Genomic DNA, 18,989 nt, shown 5'->3' on the forward strand with positions numbered 1-18,989 from the left:
ACCCGCCATGCCTTCGATTGCCCTGCGCGTCCGTCCACGGCTGCTGGCCTGTGCCGCCGTGTTGCTGTCCCTGTCCGCGCCTGCGCTGGCCCAGCGCGTGGTGGAGGGCGACCTGCAGCAGCAGATGTCGCCCACCGAGTTCAAGGCCGCCGGCCTGGACAAGCTCAGCGCCGCTGAACTGGCCACGCTCAACCGCTGGCTGCAGGGCAAGGTCGAGGCGGCCACCACCCAGGCCGTCGCCGCAGCGCGCGAAGAAGGCCGCCAGGAAGTGATCAAGAAGAACCGCGGCTTCCTGGACTTCGGCAGCAGCGAACCGATCGAAAGCACCCTGCAGGGCGAATTCCGTGGCTTCGGCCAGGGCCGCCGCTACGTGCTGCAGAACGGCCAGGAGTGGGAGCAGATAGACGCCACGCACTATTCCGGTGGCCGCAAGGAAGCGCCGAACGTCAGCATGCGCCCAGGCGTGATGGGCGCCTGGTACATGAAGGTGGACGGGGTGAACGTGCAACCGAAGGTTCGTCGCACCAAGTAACGCCCGGGCATTCCGGCCGTGCCGGATCCATGCCCGGCGGCCATGGTCGCCCGATGGGGCGACCATGGCGCGCGTTCACGCCTGGCGAAGTGCAGCCACCCGCTGCGCCAGCTTCTTCGCCGAAATGCCGGTGCGTGCCCCCAGCTCCTGCGCGAACAACGACACCCGCAGCTCTTCCAGATCCCAACGCAGCGCCTGCCATTGCGGGCGATCACGCAGGCCCTGCTGCTCGCCCGCTTCCAGCGCCTCCAGGAACGGGTGCAATTCCAGCATGCGCGCCTGGTCACGCGGCGGATCACGCTTGGCACGCTCGGTGCGCAGGATCATCGCCTTCAGGTAGCGCGGGTACTGCGCCAGCGCGTCGGCCGGCGTGTCGCGCAGGAAGCCGGGGTGGATCAGCCCGGCCAGCTGCGCTTCCATGTCGTCCAGGTTGCCACGCGCCCAGCCCATCAACGGCGCCTCCAGCAACGGCTTCAGTTCCGCCACCAGCGCCAGGATGGACTCGGCCAGTTTCAGCCGCGACATCGCCTCGCCGAACAGGGCCTTGGCCGCATGCTCGCGGCGTTGCTCGAAGGCTGCCGCATCGCGGATGTCTTCCAGGCCTTCGGCCAGCACCGCGTTCATCGCCGCATCCACCAGGTCTCCACGCAGGCGTTCCTGCGATTCGATCGCGGCATACAGCAGGCCGGTCTTGGCACCCACCGGCAGCTGCTTGCGCGCCTGCTTGACCTTCTCGGCCAGGGCAATCTCCAGCAGCCGGCGCACACCCAGCGGGTGGGCCTCCTGCGCCTGCTGGCGATCGGCGAAGATGCGCAGCGCCACGCTGTCGCCCTCGTCCAGCAGCGCCGGATAGGCCGGAACGCCGGCTTCACCGGGCACCTGCAGCGGAATCGGCGCGGCCGGGAACGTGCGCAGGCCATCGGCCGCCATCTCGCGCCCCGCGCGTGCAGCGAAGGCATCGCCGGCACGGCCGCCGAATTTCGCGCGCAACGCATCGAGATCACGCGAGGTCGCCAGCACCTTGCCGTGCTCGTCGCGCAGGCGCAGGTTCATGTGCAGGTGCGGTTCGATCGAAGCGGGTTCGAAATCGAGCGCCGTCACCGTCGCGCCGGTGGCACGTGACAAAAAGCGCGCCAGTTCGCCAGTGATGGCATCGGCGCTGGGCTGCGGGAATGCCTCGAAGAACGCACGACCGAAGTCCGGCGCCGGCACGTAGTTGCGGCGCATCGCCTTGGGCAGGCTGCGGATGAGTGCCGAGGCCTTGTCGGCGACGAAGCCAGGCGCCAGCCAGCCCAGCTGCACCGGGTCCAGCGCGTTGAGCAGGTGCAGCGGCACGTCCAGGGTCACGCCGTCATCATCGGCACCCGGCTCGAAGCGGTAGTGCAGTGGCAGGCGCGCCTGGCCCAGTGGCAGGTACTTCGGGTAGCGCTCCTGTTCGCTGCCCTCACCCGGCAACAGGTCGACCAGTGACCAGTGCAGGGTCTTGCGCTGTTCCGGCGCCAGCCCCTTCCACCAGGTATCCAGCCCTGCGGCCGAATGGATCTGCGGCGGCACCCGGTCCAGGTACCAGCGCGCCTGCCAGTCCTCGTCGGCCACGATGCCGGCGCGGCGCAGCTTCGCTTCCTCCTCGCGGGCGACCTCCAGCACTTTCTGGTTGTCGGCCACGAAGCTGGCGCGGGTGTTGATCTCGCCGGTCACCAGCGCCTGGCGCACGAAGATGTCGTGCGCCTCGCCCGGTGCGATGCGGCCGTAGTGCACCGGCTTCTTCGGTGCCAGCACCAGGCCGAACAGGCTGATCTGCTCGGAGGCCAGCACCTGGCCCTGCGCGCGCGACCAGTGCGGGTCGAAGTGCTTGCGCAGCAGCAGGTGCGGCAGTTCGGCGATGACCCAGTCCGGCTCGATCGCGGCCAGGGTCATGCCCCAGACCTTCTGCGTGTCCAGCAGGTTGGCCACCAGCAACCACGGCGGCGGGCGCTTGGACAGCGCCGAACCGGGGAACGGCAGGAAACGGCGCTGCCGTGGCGCCTGGAAATCGCCCTTCTCGGTGCGGTGCCCGATCTGCGTCGGCAGGCCCGCCACCAACGCCCGGTGCAGGGTCTGGTAGGCAGCCGCGCGCACGCGTTCGCTGAAGCCGCCGCCCGTCGGTGCCTGCTCCTTCTGTGCACGTACGGCCACCGGCGTCGGCGCCGCTTCGGCCTTGCCTTCGCGGGCCAGGCGTGCAGCGCGGTGCAGCTGGCCACGGGTGGCCTTCACTGCGGCGGCATCATCACGCGCTGCCGCCGGCGCACTGCTGCCGGCCAGCAACGGCGCCATCGACGCCTCGCTGGCCTCTTCCTTCCAGCCCAGTTCCTCGCACAGCAGCCGCAGCTGGCGGTGCAGCTCGCGCCACTCGCGCATGCGCAGGAAGCCGAGGAAATGACGGCCGCACCAGTCGCGCAGCTTGGACTGGGTCAGGTCTTCATGGGCCTGCCGGTAGGCATCCCACAGGCGCAGCACGCCAACGAACTCGGAACGACCATCGGCGAACTGCGCATGCGCGCTGTCGGCGGCACCGCGTGCTTCGGGCGGACGTTCGCGCGGGTCCTGGATGCCCAGGAACGAGGCGATCACCAGCATCGGCCGCAGGCAGCCGGCGGCCTGCGCGGCGACCAGCATGCGCGCCAGCTTCACGTCCACCGGCAGGCGTGCCATCTGCTTGCCGATGGTGGTCATGCGCCGCTCGGCGTCGATCGCACCCAGTTCGGTCAGCTGCTGCCAGCCATCGGCCACCGCACGCTCGTCCGGCGCTTCCAGGAACGGAAACTCCTCGATGCGGCCCAGGCCCAGCTGCAGCATGCGCAGGATCACCCCGGCCAGGCTGGAGCGGCGGATTTCCGGATCGGTGAACTCCGGCCGCGCCTGGAAATCGGCTTCGGCGTACAGGCGGTAACAGATGCCCTCGGCGATACGGCCGCAGCGGCCCTTGCGCTGGTTGGCGCTGGCCTGCGAGATCGGCTCGATGTGCAGGCGGTCCAGCTTGTTGCGCGGACTGTAGCGCTTGACGCGGGCAAAGCCCGGATCGACCACGTAGCGGATGCGCGGCACCGTCAGCGAGGTCTCCGCGACGTTGGTGGCCAGCACGATGCGCCGGTTCGGCCCGGGATTGAACACCCGGTCCTGGTCCTGGTTGGACAGCCGCGCATAGAGCGGCAGCACCTCGGTGTTGCGGTACTTGCGGCGCTCCAGCGACTGGTGCGCATCGCGGATCTCGCGTTCGCCCGGCAGGAAGATCAGCACGTCGCCGCGCGCATCCAGGCGGGTGATCTCGTCGATGGCCGACACGATGGCGTCGTTGACGGTGCGTTCGCCCTGGTCTTCGCCCTCGCCTTCCAGCGCGCGATAGCGCACTTCCACCGGGTAGGTGCGGCCTTCGACGCTGATCACCGGCGCATTGTCGAAATGCTGGGCGAAGCGTTCGGTATCGATGGTGGCCGAGGTGACGATCAGTTTCAGGTCCAGGCGCCTGCGCAGCAGCTGCTTCAGGTAGCCCAGCAGGAAATCGATGTTGAGGCTGCGTTCGTGCGCCTCGTCGACGATGATCGTGTCGTAGTTCGACAACCAGCGGTCACTGGCGATCTCCGCCAGCAGGATGCCGTCGGTCATGAACTTGATGCGGCTGTCGTCGCTGACCTTGTCGTTGAAGCGCACCTGGTAGCCGACCAGCTGGCCCAGTTCGCTCTGCAGTTCCTGCGCCACGCGGCTTGCCACCGCACGTGCGGCAATCCGTCGCGGCTGGGTGCAACCGATCATGCCGGCCTGGCCACGGCCTGCGGCCAGGCACAGTTTCGGCAGCTGGGTGGTCTTGCCCGAGCCGGTTTCACCAGCGATCACCACCACCTGATGGTCGCGGATCAGCCCGATGATGGCGTCGGCTTCACGCGCAATCGGCAGCTGCGGGTCCAGAGTAATGGACGGCTGCTGCTGCGCCCGGACCTGCCGGCGCTGCACCGACGCCTGCAAGGCCTGCTCGAAGGTAGCGGCCAACGCCGCATCCTGTGGCTTGGCCTGGCAACGCGAGAGCATCCCCAGCAAACGGCCCCGGTCGCGGCTCATGGCGCCGTCGATGGCGGCGCGCTGTTGGCGCAGGCGGGACGATGGATTTTTATCGATAGAGTTCATCAATCGGTTCGTTCAAAACTTTGATAGCGACCAGTCATCACGACCGGTTTATTGTGAAGGCCAACGATTCCACAAGGAGGAACCCCATGGCGAAGACCAAGAGCACGACCAAGGCCAAGACCGGCAAGCAGAAGCTTGCAGCGGCGGCACCGTCGGCGCCGAACATCGATATCGGGATCACCCAGGGCGACCGCAAGAAGATCGCCGACGGTCTGTCGCGCTTCCAGGCCGATGCGTTCACGCTCTACCTGAATACGCACAACTTCCACTGGAACGTGACCGGGTCGATGTTCAACTCGCTGCACACCATGTTCGAGACGCAGTACACCGAGCAGTGGGCGGCACTGGACGACGTGGCCGAGCGCATCCGCGCGCTGGGCTTCAATGCCCCGGGCTCCTACCGGGAATTCGCTGCGCTGACCTCGATCGCCGAGGAACCGGGCCTGACCGACAGCGCGGACTGGCGTGAAATGGTACGCCAGTTGGTGGTCGCCAACGAAGCAGTCTGCCGTACGGCACGTGAAGTGCTGGAGGTGGCGGCCAAGGGAGACGACGCCCCGACCGAGGATCTGATGACCCAGCGGCTGCAGACCCACGAGAAGTACGCCTGGATGCTGCGCTCGCTGCTGCAGTAAGAGTTGGGGGGCCCGGCAGGGCTGCGCCCTGCACCCGCAGAGGCCTTAAAGCCAAGGCCAGAGCCAGAGCAAAAGCTGGCCTCCTGTGGGTAGGCGGGATGGGTCCGGTGGCAGGGGACGCCGTAAACCCGTCCTTGGGGGCTTGGCCGCGGCATCCATGCCGCGGACACCCCTGCCACCGGACCCACCCCGCCTTCGGCAGTTCTCCGCGATCTGCCGGCAAAGCCATTGGGGTCAGATCCGTTTTCCCCAGGAAAACGGATCTGACCCCATTTTGTTTGTCGAGTTCTGACAGTTTTCATCCACGCATGGCGTGGATTGATCTGGCCCCCCGTCACCGGGAAACTGTCGGGGGTGGGGCGGTGTGGGCTTGCAGGACCGTTGGCGCCATGGATGGCGCCATCGAGCCCCCAAGGACGGGTTTACGGCGTGTCCTGCAAGCCCACACCGCCCCGCCCAATAAGCAGACAGCCCAGAGCCGGCTGTTGCCTTTGACGTTGCACTGGCTTGCAGCAGGTGCAGGGCGCAGCCCTGCCGAACCCCTACCCCTCCCTCCGGGGTAAACTAACCGGATGGCTTCCCGTCCCGCGCACGACCTGCTCCAACGCGTCTTTGGTTACGACGATTTCCGTGGTCCGCAGCAGGACATCGTGGAGCATGTGGCTGCCGGTCACGATGCCCTGGTGCTGATGCCCACCGGCGGCGGCAAATCGCTGTGCTACCAGGTCCCGGCCCTGCTGCGTGACGGTTGCGGCATCGTCATCTCGCCGCTGATCGCGCTGATGCAGGACCAGGTCGAAGCCCTGCGCCAGCTCGGCGTGCGCGCCGAGTACCTGAATTCCACCCTGGATGCCGAGACTGCCGGTCGCGTCGAGCGCGAACTGCTCGCCGGTGAGCTGGACATGCTCTATGTCGCTCCCGAGCGGCTGCTGACCGGTCGCTTCCTGTCGCTGCTGTCGCGCAGCCAGATCGCCCTGTTCGCCATCGACGAAGCACACTGCGTGTCGCAGTGGGGCCACGACTTCCGCCCGGAATACCGCCAGCTGACCGTGCTGCACGAGCGCTGGCCGCAGATCCCGAGGATCGCGCTGACCGCCACCGCCGATCCGCCAACCCAGCGCGAGATCGCCGAGCGCCTGGATCTGCAGGAAGCACGCCACTTCGTCAGCTCCTTCGACCGCCCCAACATCCGCTACACCGTGGTGCAGAAGGACAACGCCCGCAAGCAGCTGACCGACTTCCTGCGCAGCCACCGTGGCGAGGCCGGCATCGTCTACTGCATGTCGCGGCGCAAGGTCGAGGAGACCGCTGAATTCCTCTGCGGCCAGGGCTTCAACGCCCTGCCCTACCACGCCGGCCTGCCGCCGGACGTGCGCGCGAACAACCAGCGCCGCTTCCTGCGCGAGGACGGCATCGTGATGTGCGCCACCATCGCCTTCGGCATGGGCATCGACAAGCCGGACGTGCGCTTTGTCGCGCATACCGACCTGCCCAAGTCGATGGAAGGCTACTACCAGGAAACCGGCCGCGCCGGTCGCGATGGCGAGGCCGCCGAGGCCTGGCTGTGCTACGGCCTGGGCGACGTGGTGCTGCTCAAGCAGATGATCGAGCAGTCCGAGGCCGGCGAAGAGCGCAAGCAGCTGGAGCGGGCCAAGCTCGACCATCTGCTGGGCTACTGCGAATCCATGCAGTGCCGCCGCCAGGTGCTGCTGGCCGGTTTCGGCGAGACCTACCCCCAGCCCTGCGGCAACTGCGACAACTGCCTGACACCGCCGGCCTCGTGGGACGCGACCATTCCGGCACAGAAGGCGCTGAGCTGCGTCTACCGCAGCGGCCAGCGCTTCGGCGTCGGCCACCTGATCGACATCCTGCGTGGCAGCGAGAACGAGAAGGTGAAGCAGCAGGGCCACGACAAGCTCAGCACCTATGCGATCGGTCGCGATCTGGATGCGCGCACCTGGCGCAGCGTGTTCCGCCAACTGGTCGCCGCCAGCCTGCTGGAAGTGGACAGCGAGGGCCACGGCGGCCTGCGCCTGACCGACGCCAGCCGCGACGTACTGACCGGCCGCCGACAGATCAGCATGCGCCGCGACCCGGCCAGCAGCACCAGCGGGCGCGAGCGCAGTGCGCAGCGTACCGGGCTGTCGGTACTGCCGCAGGATCTGGCGCTGTTCAACGCCCTGCGCGGCCTGCGTGCCGAACTGGCCCGCGAACAGAACGTGCCGGCGTTCGTGATCTTCCACGACAGCACCCTGCGCAACATCGCCGAACAGCGCCCGACCAGCCTGGATGCACTGGCACGGGTCGGCGGCATCGGCGGCACCAAGCTGAGCCGTTACGGCCCGCGCCTGGTCGAGATCGTGCGCGACGAGGGCTGACGGTATCGCGTTGCCGCGCTGCGCGGCCGCCGGGCATGGTCCCAACGGCGCGCGGGCGCCCCTGTAGAGCCGAGCCCACGCTCGGCTGCCCCTGCGCGAACAGCAGCCGAGCGCGGGCCCGGCTCCACCTTGGTGCAGCTCCAACCTTGAACCGGCCATTCAGCCGGAAGTGCATCCGCGCCCGCTTGCGGCTAGATTAGCGCCATGTCCCTGGCTTCGACCCTGCTTCGTGTCGTGCTCATGCTCAGCCTGTTGCTCAACGGGCTGAACGCGGCCATGGCCAGCGGTCATGAAGAAATGGGGCGGATGGCACACGCCGTCGCGGCCGCCGCAGCTGGCGGTGACGCCGACTGCCACCACGCCGGCATGCAGGCCGACCCGGCCCCGCAGGCCAAGGCCCCCGCCCACGACGCCCACTGCCAGATCAAGGACTGCGTGCGCAGCTGTGCCCAGCACCCGTTGCTGGTGGTGCAGCCGTTGCCGTTCATGGCCGGCCCGGCGTTGTCGCTGGCACCACAGCCGATGCCGGCCACCGGCCGTCCGGCGCCGCCGCTGCCGCCGATCTCACGCCCTCCCATCGGCTGATTCCACATGCACCGTGCGCCCTGCGCACCGTAGCCGGCCACCTGCCGGCGTCTTTACGTGTCTGGAGTCACCACCATGAATACCCGCATTCCCCCCGGTCCGGGCGCCGTGCCCATGCCGTCGCGCCGCCTGTTCGTGCAGGGCCTGGCCGCCGGCGGCGTGGTTGCCGGCATCGCCGCCGTCGGCGTACCACAGCGCGCGCTCGCCGCCGCCACGGCCACCCCGCGCCTGGCCGGCGCCCCAGCCGTGCTCAGCGACACCCGCATCGAACTGGCCATCGGCGAATCACTGGCCAACTTCACCGGCCGCACCCGCCCGGCGATCACCGTCAATGGATCGCTGCCGGCGCCGATCCTGCGCTGGCGCGAAGGCCAGACCGTGGACCTGTTCGTGCGCAACACGCTGGAACGCCACCCGACCTCGATCCACTGGCACGGCATCCTGCTGCCGGCCAACATGGACGGCGTGCCCGGCCTGAGCTTCAACGGCATCGGCCCCGGCGAGACCTACCACTACCACTTCCAGCTGAAGCAGTCGGGTACCTACTGGTACCACAGCCACTCGATGTTCCAGGAGCAGGCCGGCCTGTACGGCGCGCTGATCATCGATCCGGCCGAACCGGCGCCGTACAGGCACGACCGCGAGCACGTGATCATGCTGTCCGACTGGACCGACATGGATCCGGGTGCGCTGTTCCGGCGCATGAAGAAGCTCGCCGAGCATGACAACTACTACAAGCGCACCCTGCCTGACTTCCTGCGTGACGTGAAGCGCGGGGGCTGGTCAGCCGCGCTGTCCGACCGTGGCATGTGGGGGCGGATGCGGATGACGCCGACCGACATCTCCGACATCAACGCCCACACCTACACCTACCTGATGAACGGCACCGCCCCGGCCGGCAACTGGACCGGGCTGTTCCGCAGCGGCGAGAAGGTGCTGCTGCGTTTCATCAATGGCGCCTCGATGACCTACTTCGATGTGCGCATTCCCGGCCTGAAGATGACCGTGGTCGCCGCCGATGGCCAGTACATCCATCCGGTCAGCATCGATGAGTTCCGCATCGCTCCCGCCGAAACCTACGATGTGCTGGTCGAGCCCACCGGCCAGGACGCGTTTGCCATCTTCTGCCAGGACATGGGCCGCACCGGCCACGCTGCCGGCACGCTGGCGGTGCGCCATGGCCTGCAGGCGCCGATTCCCGAGCGCGACCCGCGCCCGTTGCTGACGATGAGCGACATGGGCCACGACATGGGCAGTGGTGGCCACGGCGGCCACGACATGACCGCGATGAAGGGCATGGAAGGCGGCTGCGGCGCCAGCATGGGCCACGGTGCGCATGGCGGCGGTGATGCCGCCAGCAAGGCGCCAAAGCACCCGCCCAGCGAGCGCAACAACCCGCTGGTGGACATGCAGAGCTCGGCGACCGAACCGAAGCTGGACGACCCCGGCATCGGCCTGCGCGACAACGGCCGCCAGGTGCTGACCTATGGCGCGATGCGCAGCCTGTTCGAGGACCCCGATGGCCGCGAGCCCAGCCGTGAGATCGAACTGCACCTGACCGGGCACATGGAGAAATTCTCCTGGTCGTTCGATGGCATTCCGTTCGCCAGCGCCGAACCGCTGCGGCTGAACTACGGCGAGCGCATGCGCATCGTGCTGGTCAACGACACCATGATGCAGCACCCGATCCACCTGCATGGCGTGTGGAGCGATCTGGAGAACGCGCAGGAGGAATTCCAGGTGCGCAAGCACACCATCGACATGCCGCCCGGCACCCGCCGCAGCTACCGCGTGCGCGCCGATGCGCTCGGCCGCTGGGCCTACCACTGCCATCTGCTGTACCACATGGAAGCGGGCATGATGCGCGAAGTGAGGATCGAAGAATGAGCCGCTCACTGCTTTCCCCCAGCCTGCTGGCCCTGGGCCTGGCCGCCGCATTGCCGGTGTTCGCGCAGTCGCACGCCGGGCATGACATGGCCGCGATGGATCCGCCCGCAAAGACCGCCAACGCGCCGGTCGAACAGGCCGATCATTCGAAGATGGATCATTCGAAGATGGATTCGGGCACCACAGATCATGCCGGCATGGATCACTCGAAGATGGACCATGGCGCGATGCAACCGGCGGCGATGGACCATTCGCAGATGGACCACGGGGCAATGGGCCATGCCACGCCCGCGCCCACCGAACCGCGCGACCCCATCCCGGTGCCGTCCGATGCCGATCGTGCCGCTGCATTCCCACCGATCGCGCACGGCGCGATGGAGCATGCGCCGGAGATCAACAGCCTGCTGCTGATCGACCGCCTCGAACATTGGGACGGCAAGAGCAGCAACGGCCAGGCCTGGGAGGCCACCGGCTGGATCGGTGGCAACATCAACCGCCTGTGGCTGCGCACCGATGGCGAACGCAGCCGCGGCCGCACCGAGTCATCGTCGCTGGAAGCACTGTATGGGCGCAGCGTGTCGCCGTGGTGGGACGTGCTGGTCGGCGTGCGCCAGGACTTCCGGCCGGCCGACTCGCGCACGTGGGCGGCCATCGGCATCCAGGGGCTGGCACCGTACAAGTTCGAGAGCTCGGCCACGCTGTATATGGGTTCCGGCGGCCAGGTGCTGGCCAAGGCCGAGGTCGAGTACGACGTGCTGCTGACCAACCGCCTGATCCTGCAGCCGCTGCTGGAAGCCACCGTCGCTGCCAGGGATGAACCGGAGTACGGCATTGGTCGCGGACTGAACAAGGTCGAAGCCGGGCTACGCCTGCGCTATGAGTTCAGCCGCCGTTTTGCGCCATACATCGGCATCAGCCACGAGCGCACGTTTGGCGACACCGCCGACTATGCCGGTGACCACGCGCGCGACACACGCTGGGTGGCCGGCGTGCGCATGTGGTTCTGAGCAGCGGCTCGTGCGCGATGGCCAGCCCCGGCAGCCGCCGGGGCCGGCTACACTGCGCCACGCTCCATTGCAGGCACCACCATGTCGTTGCAGATCCGCCGCGCCACCCTTGCCGATGTCGATGCCCTGTCGGCGATCGCCATCACCACCTACACCGAAACCTGGGGCGACTCGTACCCCGCGCAGGAGCTGCATGATTTCCTGCAGGCGCACTACAGCAGCGAACCGCAGCGCACTGAACTGTCCGACCCACGCAGTGCCATCTGGCTGCTGATGGACGGCGACGCCGTGGTCGGCTACCTGGCCGCCGGTGCCAACACCCTGCCGCATGCCGATGCACGCGAGGGCGACATCGAACTGAAGCGGTTCTACATCCTGGCCGCACACCAGAACGGCGGCCATGGTGCACGCCTGATGGACGCGTTCATGGCCTGGCTGGACCAGCCGCGGCGCCGCACCCTGTGGGTGGGCGTATGGGAAGAAAACTTCGGCGCGCAGCGCTTCTACGCGCGCTATGGCTGCAGCAAGGTCGGCGAGTACGACTTCATCGTCGGTGATACCCACGACCGCGAGTTCATCCTGCGGCGGCCGTGATCATGCAGCCCATGTAGCGTCGAGCCATGCTTGGCCAGGGGCCGCAATATCCAGTCGAGCATGGCTCGACGCTAGAAACTAGAAAACTAGAAATCGAACAGTTCCGACAGGAAGCTGTCCTTCTTCTTTTTCTTGTAGCCCTGGCCCCGGTTGTCCTCGTAGCGCTGGCCGAGGTGGCGGGTATCACGGTGCATCACCGGTGGCGGCGAGGCCGGCTGAGCCTGCACGGGCGCTGGCGGCGGTACGGCCGCACCGGCGCCTGCGCGCTCGATGATCTTGTCCAGCTCGCCACGATCCAGCCACACGCCGCGGCAACTTGGGCAGTAATCGATCTCGATGCCGTGGCGTTCGGCCATCTGCAGCGTCTGGGTCTTGCACACGGGGCACAGCATCGGTATTGCTCCTGTCGGTCTGGTTTCGACTGTACCTGCACCGCGATGACTGTGCGGCAACGCGTGACCGATGGCACAGGGACTTCCGGCGCGTGCCCACATGCGTACCGCGCGGCACACTGCGCCCTTGTTCCGCAGGGAATGCGTACATGACCGTGTTGTCCCGCCTGCCCACCACCGCGCGCCTGTTGCTGGTGCTGCTGGGTGTCGGCCTTGGCCTGAACCTGCGGGATATTGCCGCAGCCATCGGCACACCGGTTCCCGCACTGCCCATCCCCTATGGCGGCAGCCTGTTGGACAACGCGCTGGCGGTACTGGTGGCACTGCTGCTGGCCGCGCTGCTGCGGCCCCGTGACATGGGCCTGATGGCCAGCTTGGGACTGCGCGGAAACGGCTGGGGCGGCCCGTTGTGGGTGCTGCTGGCCAGCCTGCCCTGCTGGCTGGGACTGGCGCTGCTCGGAACTCCGAACACGGCACTGACTGCGCTGGATGCCACGATGCTGGCCGCGCTGTTCCCGCTGGCCGAGGAAGTGCTGTTCCGTGGCCTCGGCTTCGTGCTGCTGGTGAAGATCGTGCGCGGTCCGTGGCCGTTGCTCGCGCTGCCGCAGGCACTGCTGTTCGGCATGGTGCACTGGCTCGGCTTCGGCGGGTTCGACGGCGGCGGCATCGCACTGTTCATTGGCGCGGTGATCGCGCTGGGCGGCTTCATCTTCGCCTGGCTCGACCACCTCGACGGCGACACCCTGTGGTGCGGCCTGGTCCTGCATGTTTCGATGAACCTTGCCTGGAATGTGTTCAGCCTCGATGACGCCATCGCATTGGGTTGGCAGGCCACCGGCCTGCGCATCGGCACCGCCCTGCTCGCAGTGGTGGTGCTGGCCTGGCACGTGCGGCTCAGGCGCCAGAGATGCCTGTAACGCCCGCTTAGCTTGCCGTGCACGTCGGGATCACTACCGGCTTGCGCATACTTGCGCGCCTTTTCACCGTTGCTGTCCGGAGTTGTCGCGTCATGTTGCTGTCCAAGCGCCACGTTGAACCCCGCGTCCTGCTCATCGAGGACGCCGAGGAAACCCGCGAGCTGAGCCGACTGGCGCTGGAAAGCCAGGCCTGCCACGTAGTGGGCGTGAGCTCTGCCGAAGCGGCGCTGGGCCTGCTGGCGGCCGGTGAGCGTTTCGACCTGCTGTTCACCGACGTCAATCTGGGTGCGATCAGTGGCATTGAAGCCGCCAACCGGGTCCGCAGCCTGTATCCCCAGCTGCCGATCCTGGTGACGTCGGGCATGGACCAGCACCAGGTGCTGCCGCAGCTCCGCGACGGCATCCATTTCCTGCCCAAACCCTACAACATGAGCGAGCTGCTCGACGCCATCCGGCTGTGCTTCCGGCACGCCGATGCGGGCGTATTGACCGGGCCGGATGCACAGGCGGCCTGAGGCACTCATCAACCGCTGCTGTACGGCCCGGTACCCGGGAACACCTTCAGCAGCGCGCGGGTGATCATGTCCGGGTAGACGGTGAAATGGTCCTCGCCGTCGATCACCATGTTCTCCACCTTCAATGATCGCCCGCTGCTGCGCAGCTGCTCGGCGAACTCGGCGTTGTGGCGCAGCATGTCGTTGCGGGTGAAATAGCGCGGCTCCGGCTTGACCGTTTCGAAGCTGCCGATCGACAGCACCACCGTGGTCGGCTGCGCAGGCGCCTTGGCTTCGGCCAGCATGCGCGGCACCCGATGGTTGTCGAACCACAGCGACGGGCTGGACAGGATGTAGCTGCGGAACATGTCCGGGCGCGTGGTCAGCACGTAGGCGCCGAACAGGCCGCCATAGGAATGACCGGCATAGGCTCGCCGCGCCGGATCGGTGCGGTAGCGCGCATCGATCAGCGGCAGTACGCGCTCGGCGAGGAAGTCGCGGTAATGCGCGGCGCCGCCGTAGCTGACGTCGTCGCTGTAGTCACGCGGATCGGTGCGCGCCGGATCGCTCGGCGTGTAATCCCGCGAGCGGCTCTGCCTGGAGGTCAGGCCTTCCTGCGGCGGCAGCCCGACCAGGATGAAATCCTCGATGTTGACGCCCTTCTGCCCGACCAGGTTGCGCACGCTGCGCACCAGCGGGAAGCTGTACAGCGCATCGGTCACGTACAGCACCGGATAGTGCTTTTCCGGATGTGCGGCGTAGTCGGCCGGCAACGCCACCCAGATCGGGTAATCGCGTCCCACCGGGTCGTGCACGCGCAGCGCCTCGGTATCCGGCAGCACCACGCCCTGCGCGGCGGTGGCCGCGCTTTCCTTCGCTTCATCCTGAGTTGCCGGTGGCGCCACCGACATCGCACAGCCCCCCATGGCCAGGCAGGCCGCCACACTCCATCCACGCACACGCTGCATCCACACTCTCCCGTTGCGGGCGACGCACCCGGGTGGCGTCGCTACCGCATCCTCACACGTCGCGCGGCGCCGCGCCACGCGCGGTCAGGGCGAGGCCGGCGGCGGCGCCGGGAACAGTGTGCGCAGCGCCTGCAATGCGGCCGGGTGGTAGACGGTCGCGTGGGTTTCCTCCGGCAGCGGCAGGTACTTCACCAGCGGCGACGGCGAGGCCTGCTGCAGCAGCGCGGCCAGTCGTGCCGTGGAGGCGGCCAGTTCCGGTTGCCCGCTGCTGGCCAGGAACACGTGCGGCTGTGCACGCGTCACCGCCGGCAGCTGCCGGGATGCTCCGGCCAGCATCGCACCACGGTTCCACCACAGGCTGGGGTCCAGCGCGATATAGCTGTTGAACAGCGTCGGCTCCTGCAGCAGCGTCTCGACCACGAACAGGCCAGCCAGCGACTCACCGATCAGCGCACGCTCGTCTGTGGTCGGGTAGCGCTGGCGTACCTGCGGCATCAGTTCATCGCGCAGGAAGCTGCGGTAGGCCGCCGAGCCACCGATGCGTGGCGCGATCTTCTGGTCCTGCGGGTCGCTGCTGGGGCCGGTCATGTCGCGGCGGCGCTCGGTATTCTCGATGCCGACCAGCAGGAACGGACGCATGCTGCCATTGCCGGTCAGCACCTGCACCAGCCCTGCCACATGCAGGAAATCCTCGCCGATGCCGCCATCGGCCATGTACAGCACCGGCAGCGGCGCCTTCGGATCCAGGCCCCAGGGCTGCGGACGATAGACATTGATGCGGCGGGTCTCGCCCAGTGCCTTCGACTGCACGGTGAAGGTCTCGCCGATGACCAGTGGTGCGGCCGCAGCGGTCGATGCCGGCGGTGCTGCCGGCACGGTGGGAACAACTGCGAGGCCCGGCCCTGCGGCGGCCAGCAGGATCAGGGCGGAGAGAGCGACGACGCGCATGCGAACTTCCATTTTCGAGAGGACGGCCAGCGTAACTGCGCCGGCGCCCTCAACGGCGATCCAGTTCGATCACGGCCTGGCAGGCACGGAGCTGGTCGTCGGCATCGCGTCCGATTCGAACAAGCGCTGCCGCAACCTCTGCTCGTAACTGGGCGCCCGCATCACGTTCGCCGGTGCGGGCGGCGGCTTCGGACAGACGGCCGGTATGGCACGCGGCGAGGTCGTCGCGCAGGCGGAGAGTGCCAGCGCGCAGGGCAGCCACCACATCGGCATCCACCTCGGCCGCGCGCTCACGATCCTGTTCATGTTGTTCCCCCAGTGAGGCCATCGCCTCGCTCCGTTCTTCCTGATCCCGGCGCAACCGCCGTTCGGACTGCACCGCGCCGGCCTGTTGCTCCACATCGGCACGCGCCATCGCGAGGTCGCTGCGATCACCGCGCCAACGCCAGCCAGTCATGAACATCAGCAACGACCACAGCAGCAGCGACGCCATCACCACCAGCATGCGCGGCATGGGTCACTGCTCCGCCAAGCAACGCGCGTGGCGCTGCTGCTGGCGCTCCCACACTCCCCAGCACACGGTGTTGGGGCGGCCGTCGATGCGGGTTGAACAGTCGTAGCCCCCTGCCCGTCTCCACAGCAGCAAGGCATCGCAGGCCTGGTGATACTCACCCTGCAGCAGATGCCGGCGCATCGACGACGCGCGCCAGTTGCCGATGCCGTACTGGTAGAGGAAATCGACATAGACGTCGTACTCGCCCTGGCTGAGCGCCACACCGGGCAGCGACGCGCGGAACTGCCCTTCCTCCCTGGCCAGATGAGCCTGCACGGCATGCAGCGCGCGTACTGGCGTGGTGCGGTCGCCCAGCCTCACCGGCGTGCCATCCTCGCGAACGGTCGAGCCGAAGCCATAGGTGGGCCGGTCATTGCGCGTGGGCACCACTGCGGCGTCGGTGTATCCCTCGCGGTCAACGATGGCGATCAGGCCCGCAGCACTCAGCGCAAGCGCGGCGACCAGGCTGCGTACCGGCAATGTACTGCCGGGCCGGCTCATTCGCGCTCCCTGCGGCGCCATTCGCGCAGCCAGCGCCAGCCCAGATAGGCAATCTGCGCCGCCAGGTAGATGATGGTGAGGACCACGACCAGGCGGTCCAGGGTGATGCCGGCTGCAAGCGCACCGGCGACGGTAACCGGTGGCGCCGACTTGATGGCCGCCGCGCCGGCCGTGCTGATGATTTCTTCTTTCATGATGGGTCCTGGAGGGAATGCAGGCCGCGTCGCATCGACGTGGCCCGAAGGGGTGCCCGCCCCGCTGCCGGCTCGGCACGAGGGTTGTTCCGGTCGGGAGGCGGGCGGAAGATCGGTTCCGCCGCTCATGCGGCCTGGGCGATGCCCTCCATCCAGCCACGTACGCGCTGGAAGCCAAGTTCGACCAGGTTGAGGTAATGCCGGTTGGATACCGGCCGCTGCCCGCTGTTGGCCAGCAGCAGATTCGCCGTTTCGAATCGTTCGACCTTGCGTCGGCCACGCCCGCAGTAGTAGCCGCGCAGCGCACAGGCCATCGCCACGTTGTCACGCGCGACCGCCGTGATGATGTCTTCGATCTGCTGCGCCAGCTGATCGGTTTCCAGAGGCTTGTAGCCCTGGGCCCGCCCCGGCATGTCACCACGATGCTCGATCAGCACCGCCAGCAGGTTGCGCGACTGGAAGCCGAGGTATTCGCAGTCGCGATGCAGCGCATATTCGCCGCCCCAGTGCTCTAGGCGGCTGCGGACATACTCACCGAACGTATCAAGCTGCATGGGTGGCTTCTCCTTTGACGGGCGACGGGGCCGGACCGAACACATCCGGGCGCAGGGATTCGCGGCGCACGGTGCCCGCAGTGGCCAGCTCGATGCGCCGGCACAGGCGCGCGCCGGGCAGCTTGTGGCCGCGGGCGATCATGTAGAGGGTCCGCAGCGCGCAGCCGGTCTGGTGGGCCAGGCGGCGCATGACGGGACAGCTGGGGGTGCCGTAGCCCCCTTGGGAGATGGCGTAGTCGATGAGGTTCATGGGCCACACATTACTGCCACGGTAATGGATAGTCAATACCGTTTTGGTCATTTGCTGGATTGGTAATGCAGCGCACCATCTACAGATGGACGCCAGTACCGCTCGCACCCTCAACATGCGCCTCCGCGTGGCCGCCGCCGGCGGCCCGGCCGAGTGGGCCCGCCTGTACGGTGGCACCCGCTGGGCCCAGCCCCAGGTCAGCCAGTGGATTTCCGAGAGCAACCCGAAGAGCATCGGCCATCGGCTTGCGCGCGATCTTGAATCAGTGATGCAGCTTCCACATGGAACGCTGGATCGCGTCGATCAGGACGGAGACGTGTCGCTTCAGTCTCAATCTACGGGACTGGATTTCGAGAAAATGAGCGCTGCGGTCAAGGTGCTTTCGCACTACCTGGAGCTGGTCGGCGATCCACCGGAATGGATCTACGATCCCGTGCTGCTGGAGACCGCATTCATGGTCGTGGACGAGTTCGGTCAGCCCTCTGCACCGGACAATGTGCTCGACCTGACGAAGCTTCTGGCAAGACGGATCAGGGAGGCAAAGGATGACTCACACGCGACTCGAGGAGCTCGCACAGCGGTTGGCCGCTAGGACGCAGGAACTGCGCGGCGAGCGCACCCCGGCGCCGGCATTGCGGGTGGTGGCGGGAGACGCACATGTGGTCCGCGGGGAGAGGCGCATGGACGCGATCATGCGCGAGTGGCATTGCCGCATGATCCGCAACGTACGCCGACGCTGGGGCGAACCCATGCAGCATGTGATCGATCAGGCATGTTGCGGTGTGGTCAACATCGAGCAGCTCGCCGACGACGCACTGATCCAGTTGCACAAGGACATGGAGCGCGCGGAGGAGTGCATCCGCGAGGGCATTTCCTTCCACGACGCCGGGCTGTTGCGCGCGCATTACGGCTGACAGCGTCCCTGGCCGGCCGGAAACGGCCGGTTCTGATGAGATCAATTACCTGAAATTACCTTTATTGTTACCTTAAAGGTAATTTTTTTAAGGTGAGCGACGTGGGGGCAGCAGCGACGGAAGCGGGTGCGCGGAGCGCCGCCTCCCCGCACCCGCTGCCAGCGGGCGCCGGGGAGTCGATAGCACCTGCAACACCGCATCGTTGCAGCGGCGCTTCCCCCATTGCGGAAGTGCTTTGAAGGAAGCAACAAAAAAGGCGCCCCTTGGGCGCCTTCTTGATCGTCAATGCAATGGTGGGCCGTGAAGGATTCGAACCTTCGACCAAAAGATTAAAAGTCTTCTGCTCTACCGACTGAGCTAACGGCCCGATGCATCGCCCGGCCTTTCGGCGGGGTCCGCATTCTACCCTACTTTGCCGGGTCGCGCGAAGTACAGGGGTGTTGCGTGTCCCGGCCAGCGGCCGGCACTACCCGGTCGGGTCAGCCCGCTTAAACCTTCCGGGCCTTCCACGCATCCCATCCATGTTCA

The 18,989-nt window shown here is 67.3% G+C and carries 20 protein-coding genes and 1 tRNA gene; 11 read left to right on the forward strand and 10 right to left on the reverse strand.

Going from position 1 to position 18,989, the window contains the following annotated elements; translation table 11 throughout:
- Nucleotides 1-7: 7 nt before the first annotated feature.
- Nucleotides 8-532: a hypothetical protein gene (locus AC5P7F_RS03540; protein WP_014648104.1), complete on the forward strand. Its 525-nt coding sequence runs from the start codon at nt 8-10 to the stop codon at nt 530-532.
- Nucleotides 533-607: 75 nt separating this feature from the next.
- Here AC5P7F_RS03540 and hrpA read toward each other — a convergent pair whose 3' ends face one another.
- Entirely contained in the window at nt 608-4,690 is a 4,083-nt protein-coding gene (hrpA, locus tag AC5P7F_RS03545) for an ATP-dependent RNA helicase HrpA (protein ID WP_495204136.1), read from the reverse strand.
- An 86-nt stretch (nt 4,691-4,776) separates the two neighbouring features.
- Here hrpA and AC5P7F_RS03550 point away from each other — a divergent pair, with 86 nt between their 5' ends.
- The 6 genes from AC5P7F_RS03550 (at nt 4,777) to AC5P7F_RS03575 (ending at nt 11,776) form a co-directional block, all read left to right on the forward strand.
- A complete protein-coding gene (locus AC5P7F_RS03550) occupies nt 4,777-5,325 on the forward strand; it encodes a Dps family protein (RefSeq protein WP_164077951.1) in 549 nt (182 codons plus the stop codon).
- 572 nt (nt 5,326-5,897) lie between these two features.
- Nucleotides 5,898-7,703 carry a DNA helicase RecQ gene (gene recQ, locus AC5P7F_RS03555; protein ID WP_197641371.1) on the forward strand — a complete coding sequence of 602 codons (1,806 nt, stop codon included), beginning with the start codon at nt 5,898-5,900 and terminating at the stop codon, nt 7,701-7,703.
- A gap of 204 nt (nt 7,704-7,907) precedes the next feature.
- On the forward strand, nt 7,908-8,288 hold the full coding sequence (locus AC5P7F_RS03560) for a CopL family metal-binding regulatory protein (protein ID WP_014648107.1): 381 nt from the start codon (nt 7,908-7,910) through the stop codon (nt 8,286-8,288).
- Nucleotides 8,289-8,363: 75 nt separating this feature from the next.
- Nucleotides 8,364-10,175, forward strand: coding sequence for a copper resistance system multicopper oxidase (locus tag AC5P7F_RS03565; protein WP_164077277.1), 1,812 nt, complete (start codon nt 8,364-8,366; stop codon nt 10,173-10,175).
- The gene (locus AC5P7F_RS03570; protein WP_164077278.1) at nt 10,172-11,182 is read left to right on the forward strand and encodes a copper resistance protein B; all 1,011 of its coding nucleotides are present in this window, start codon (nt 10,172-10,174) and stop codon (nt 11,180-11,182) included. Before AC5P7F_RS03565 ends, AC5P7F_RS03570 begins: the two co-directional genes overlap by 4 nt.
- Nucleotides 11,183-11,263: 81 nt before the next feature.
- Nucleotides 11,264-11,776 (forward strand): GNAT family N-acetyltransferase, encoded by a 513-nt coding sequence (locus AC5P7F_RS03575; RefSeq protein ID WP_111206107.1) that lies wholly within the window; start codon nt 11,264-11,266, stop codon nt 11,774-11,776.
- A gap of 86 nt (nt 11,777-11,862) precedes the next feature.
- On the opposite strand, the gene AC5P7F_RS03580 is transcribed toward AC5P7F_RS03575, so the two are convergent.
- The gene (locus AC5P7F_RS03580; RefSeq protein WP_014648111.1) at nt 11,863-12,168 is read right to left on the reverse strand and encodes a TFIIB-type zinc ribbon-containing protein; all 306 of its coding nucleotides are present in this window, start codon (nt 12,166-12,168) and stop codon (nt 11,863-11,865) included.
- A 149-nt stretch (nt 12,169-12,317) separates the two neighbouring features.
- Between AC5P7F_RS03580 and AC5P7F_RS03585 the strand changes: the two genes are divergently transcribed.
- Together AC5P7F_RS03585 and AC5P7F_RS03590 are read left to right on the forward strand one after the other, a co-directional pair.
- Entirely contained in the window at nt 12,318-13,085 is a 768-nt protein-coding gene (locus tag AC5P7F_RS03585) for a CPBP family glutamic-type intramembrane protease (protein WP_142235266.1), read from the forward strand.
- 92 nt (nt 13,086-13,177) lie between these two features.
- On the forward strand, nt 13,178-13,600 hold the full coding sequence (locus AC5P7F_RS03590) for a response regulator (RefSeq protein ID WP_111206110.1): 423 nt from the start codon (nt 13,178-13,180) through the stop codon (nt 13,598-13,600).
- 8 nt (nt 13,601-13,608) lie between these two features.
- Here the strand turns inward: AC5P7F_RS03590 and AC5P7F_RS03595 are convergent, their stop codons facing one another.
- The 7 genes from AC5P7F_RS03595 to AC5P7F_RS03625 form a co-directional block, all read right to left on the reverse strand.
- Nucleotides 13,609-14,547 (reverse strand): alpha/beta hydrolase, encoded by a 939-nt coding sequence (locus tag AC5P7F_RS03595; RefSeq protein WP_142235265.1) that lies wholly within the window; start codon nt 14,545-14,547, stop codon nt 13,609-13,611.
- Nucleotides 14,548-14,631: 84 nt separating this feature from the next.
- A complete protein-coding gene (locus tag AC5P7F_RS03600; RefSeq protein WP_142235264.1) occupies nt 14,632-15,495 on the reverse strand; it encodes an alpha/beta hydrolase in 864 nt (287 codons plus the stop codon).
- Nucleotides 15,496-15,544: 49 nt separating this feature from the next.
- Nucleotides 15,545-16,009, reverse strand: coding sequence for a lysis system spanin subunit (locus tag AC5P7F_RS03605; protein ID WP_014648116.1), 465 nt, complete (start codon nt 16,007-16,009; stop codon nt 15,545-15,547).
- Between the two features lie 3 nt (nt 16,010-16,012).
- Entirely contained in the window at nt 16,013-16,549 is a 537-nt protein-coding gene (locus AC5P7F_RS03610) for a glycoside hydrolase family protein (RefSeq protein WP_014648117.1), read from the reverse strand.
- Complete coding sequence (locus AC5P7F_RS03615) at nt 16,546-16,743, reverse strand: hypothetical protein (RefSeq protein WP_014038210.1); 198 nt, start codon at nt 16,741-16,743, stop codon at nt 16,546-16,548. The genes AC5P7F_RS03610 and AC5P7F_RS03615 overlap by 4 nt, the downstream gene beginning before the upstream one ends.
- Nucleotides 16,744-16,868: 125 nt before the next feature.
- The gene (locus AC5P7F_RS03620) at nt 16,869-17,297 is read right to left on the reverse strand and encodes a hypothetical protein (protein WP_014038211.1); all 429 of its coding nucleotides are present in this window, start codon (nt 17,295-17,297) and stop codon (nt 16,869-16,871) included.
- Nucleotides 17,287-17,547, reverse strand: coding sequence for a YdaS family helix-turn-helix protein (locus tag AC5P7F_RS03625; RefSeq protein ID WP_164077280.1), 261 nt, complete (start codon nt 17,545-17,547; stop codon nt 17,287-17,289). Before AC5P7F_RS03625 ends, AC5P7F_RS03620 begins: the two co-directional genes overlap by 11 nt.
- Before the next feature lie 85 nt (nt 17,548-17,632).
- On the opposite strand from AC5P7F_RS03625, the gene AC5P7F_RS03630 reads away from it, so the two are divergent.
- Together AC5P7F_RS03630 and AC5P7F_RS03635 are read left to right on the forward strand one after the other, a co-directional pair.
- Nucleotides 17,633-18,139, forward strand: coding sequence for a hypothetical protein (locus tag AC5P7F_RS03630; RefSeq protein WP_041863715.1), 507 nt, complete (start codon nt 17,633-17,635; stop codon nt 18,137-18,139).
- Between the two features lie 88 nt (nt 18,140-18,227).
- Nucleotides 18,228-18,461, forward strand: coding sequence for a hypothetical protein (locus tag AC5P7F_RS03635; protein ID WP_032958956.1), 234 nt, complete (start codon nt 18,228-18,230; stop codon nt 18,459-18,461).
- Between the two features lie 291 nt (nt 18,462-18,752).
- On the opposite strand, the gene AC5P7F_RS03640 is transcribed toward AC5P7F_RS03635, so the two are convergent.
- A tRNA-Lys gene (locus tag AC5P7F_RS03640) sits at nt 18,753-18,828 on the reverse strand.
- Nucleotides 18,829-18,989: the final 161 nt, after the last annotated feature.

The sequence above is a fragment of the Stenotrophomonas sp. YJH_SMC_105-26 genome, from assembly GCF_059368915.1.

Excerpts from the sequence above, each read along its gene's own strand:
- AC5P7F_RS03540 (WP_014648104.1), top strand. The coding sequence starts at position 8 with ATGCCTTCGATTGCCCTGCGCGTCCGTCCACGGCTGCTGGCCTGTGCC.
- hrpA (WP_495204136.1), bottom strand. The coding sequence starts at position 4,690 with ATGAACTCTATCGATAAAAATCCATCGTCCCGCCTGCGCCAACAGCGC.
- AC5P7F_RS03550 (WP_164077951.1), top strand. The coding sequence starts at position 4,777 with ATGGCGAAGACCAAGAGCACGACCAAGGCCAAGACCGGCAAGCAGAAG.
- recQ (WP_197641371.1), top strand. The coding sequence starts at position 5,898 with ATGGCTTCCCGTCCCGCGCACGACCTGCTCCAACGCGTCTTTGGTTAC.
- AC5P7F_RS03560 (WP_014648107.1), top strand. The coding sequence starts at position 7,908 with ATGTCCCTGGCTTCGACCCTGCTTCGTGTCGTGCTCATGCTCAGCCTG.
- AC5P7F_RS03565 (WP_164077277.1), top strand. The coding sequence starts at position 8,364 with ATGAATACCCGCATTCCCCCCGGTCCGGGCGCCGTGCCCATGCCGTCG.
- AC5P7F_RS03570 (WP_164077278.1), top strand. The coding sequence starts at position 10,172 with ATGAGCCGCTCACTGCTTTCCCCCAGCCTGCTGGCCCTGGGCCTGGCC.
- AC5P7F_RS03575 (WP_111206107.1), top strand. The coding sequence starts at position 11,264 with ATGTCGTTGCAGATCCGCCGCGCCACCCTTGCCGATGTCGATGCCCTG.
- AC5P7F_RS03580 (WP_014648111.1), bottom strand. The coding sequence starts at position 12,168 with ATGCTGTGCCCCGTGTGCAAGACCCAGACGCTGCAGATGGCCGAACGC.
- AC5P7F_RS03585 (WP_142235266.1), top strand. The coding sequence starts at position 12,318 with ATGACCGTGTTGTCCCGCCTGCCCACCACCGCGCGCCTGTTGCTGGTG.
- AC5P7F_RS03590 (WP_111206110.1), top strand. The coding sequence starts at position 13,178 with ATGTTGCTGTCCAAGCGCCACGTTGAACCCCGCGTCCTGCTCATCGAG.
- AC5P7F_RS03595 (WP_142235265.1), bottom strand. The coding sequence starts at position 14,547 with ATGCAGCGTGTGCGTGGATGGAGTGTGGCGGCCTGCCTGGCCATGGGG.
- AC5P7F_RS03600 (WP_142235264.1), bottom strand. The coding sequence starts at position 15,495 with ATGCGCGTCGTCGCTCTCTCCGCCCTGATCCTGCTGGCCGCCGCAGGG.
- AC5P7F_RS03605 (WP_014648116.1), bottom strand. The coding sequence starts at position 16,009 with ATGCCGCGCATGCTGGTGGTGATGGCGTCGCTGCTGCTGTGGTCGTTG.
- AC5P7F_RS03610 (WP_014648117.1), bottom strand. The coding sequence starts at position 16,549 with ATGAGCCGGCCCGGCAGTACATTGCCGGTACGCAGCCTGGTCGCCGCG.
- AC5P7F_RS03615 (WP_014038210.1), bottom strand. The coding sequence starts at position 16,743 with ATGAAAGAAGAAATCATCAGCACGGCCGGCGCGGCGGCCATCAAGTCG.
- AC5P7F_RS03620 (WP_014038211.1), bottom strand. The coding sequence starts at position 17,297 with ATGCAGCTTGATACGTTCGGTGAGTATGTCCGCAGCCGCCTAGAGCAC.
- AC5P7F_RS03625 (WP_164077280.1), bottom strand. The coding sequence starts at position 17,547 with ATGAACCTCATCGACTACGCCATCTCCCAAGGGGGCTACGGCACCCCC.
- AC5P7F_RS03630 (WP_041863715.1), top strand. The coding sequence starts at position 17,633 with ATGGACGCCAGTACCGCTCGCACCCTCAACATGCGCCTCCGCGTGGCC.
- AC5P7F_RS03635 (WP_032958956.1), top strand. The coding sequence starts at position 18,228 with ATGGACGCGATCATGCGCGAGTGGCATTGCCGCATGATCCGCAACGTA.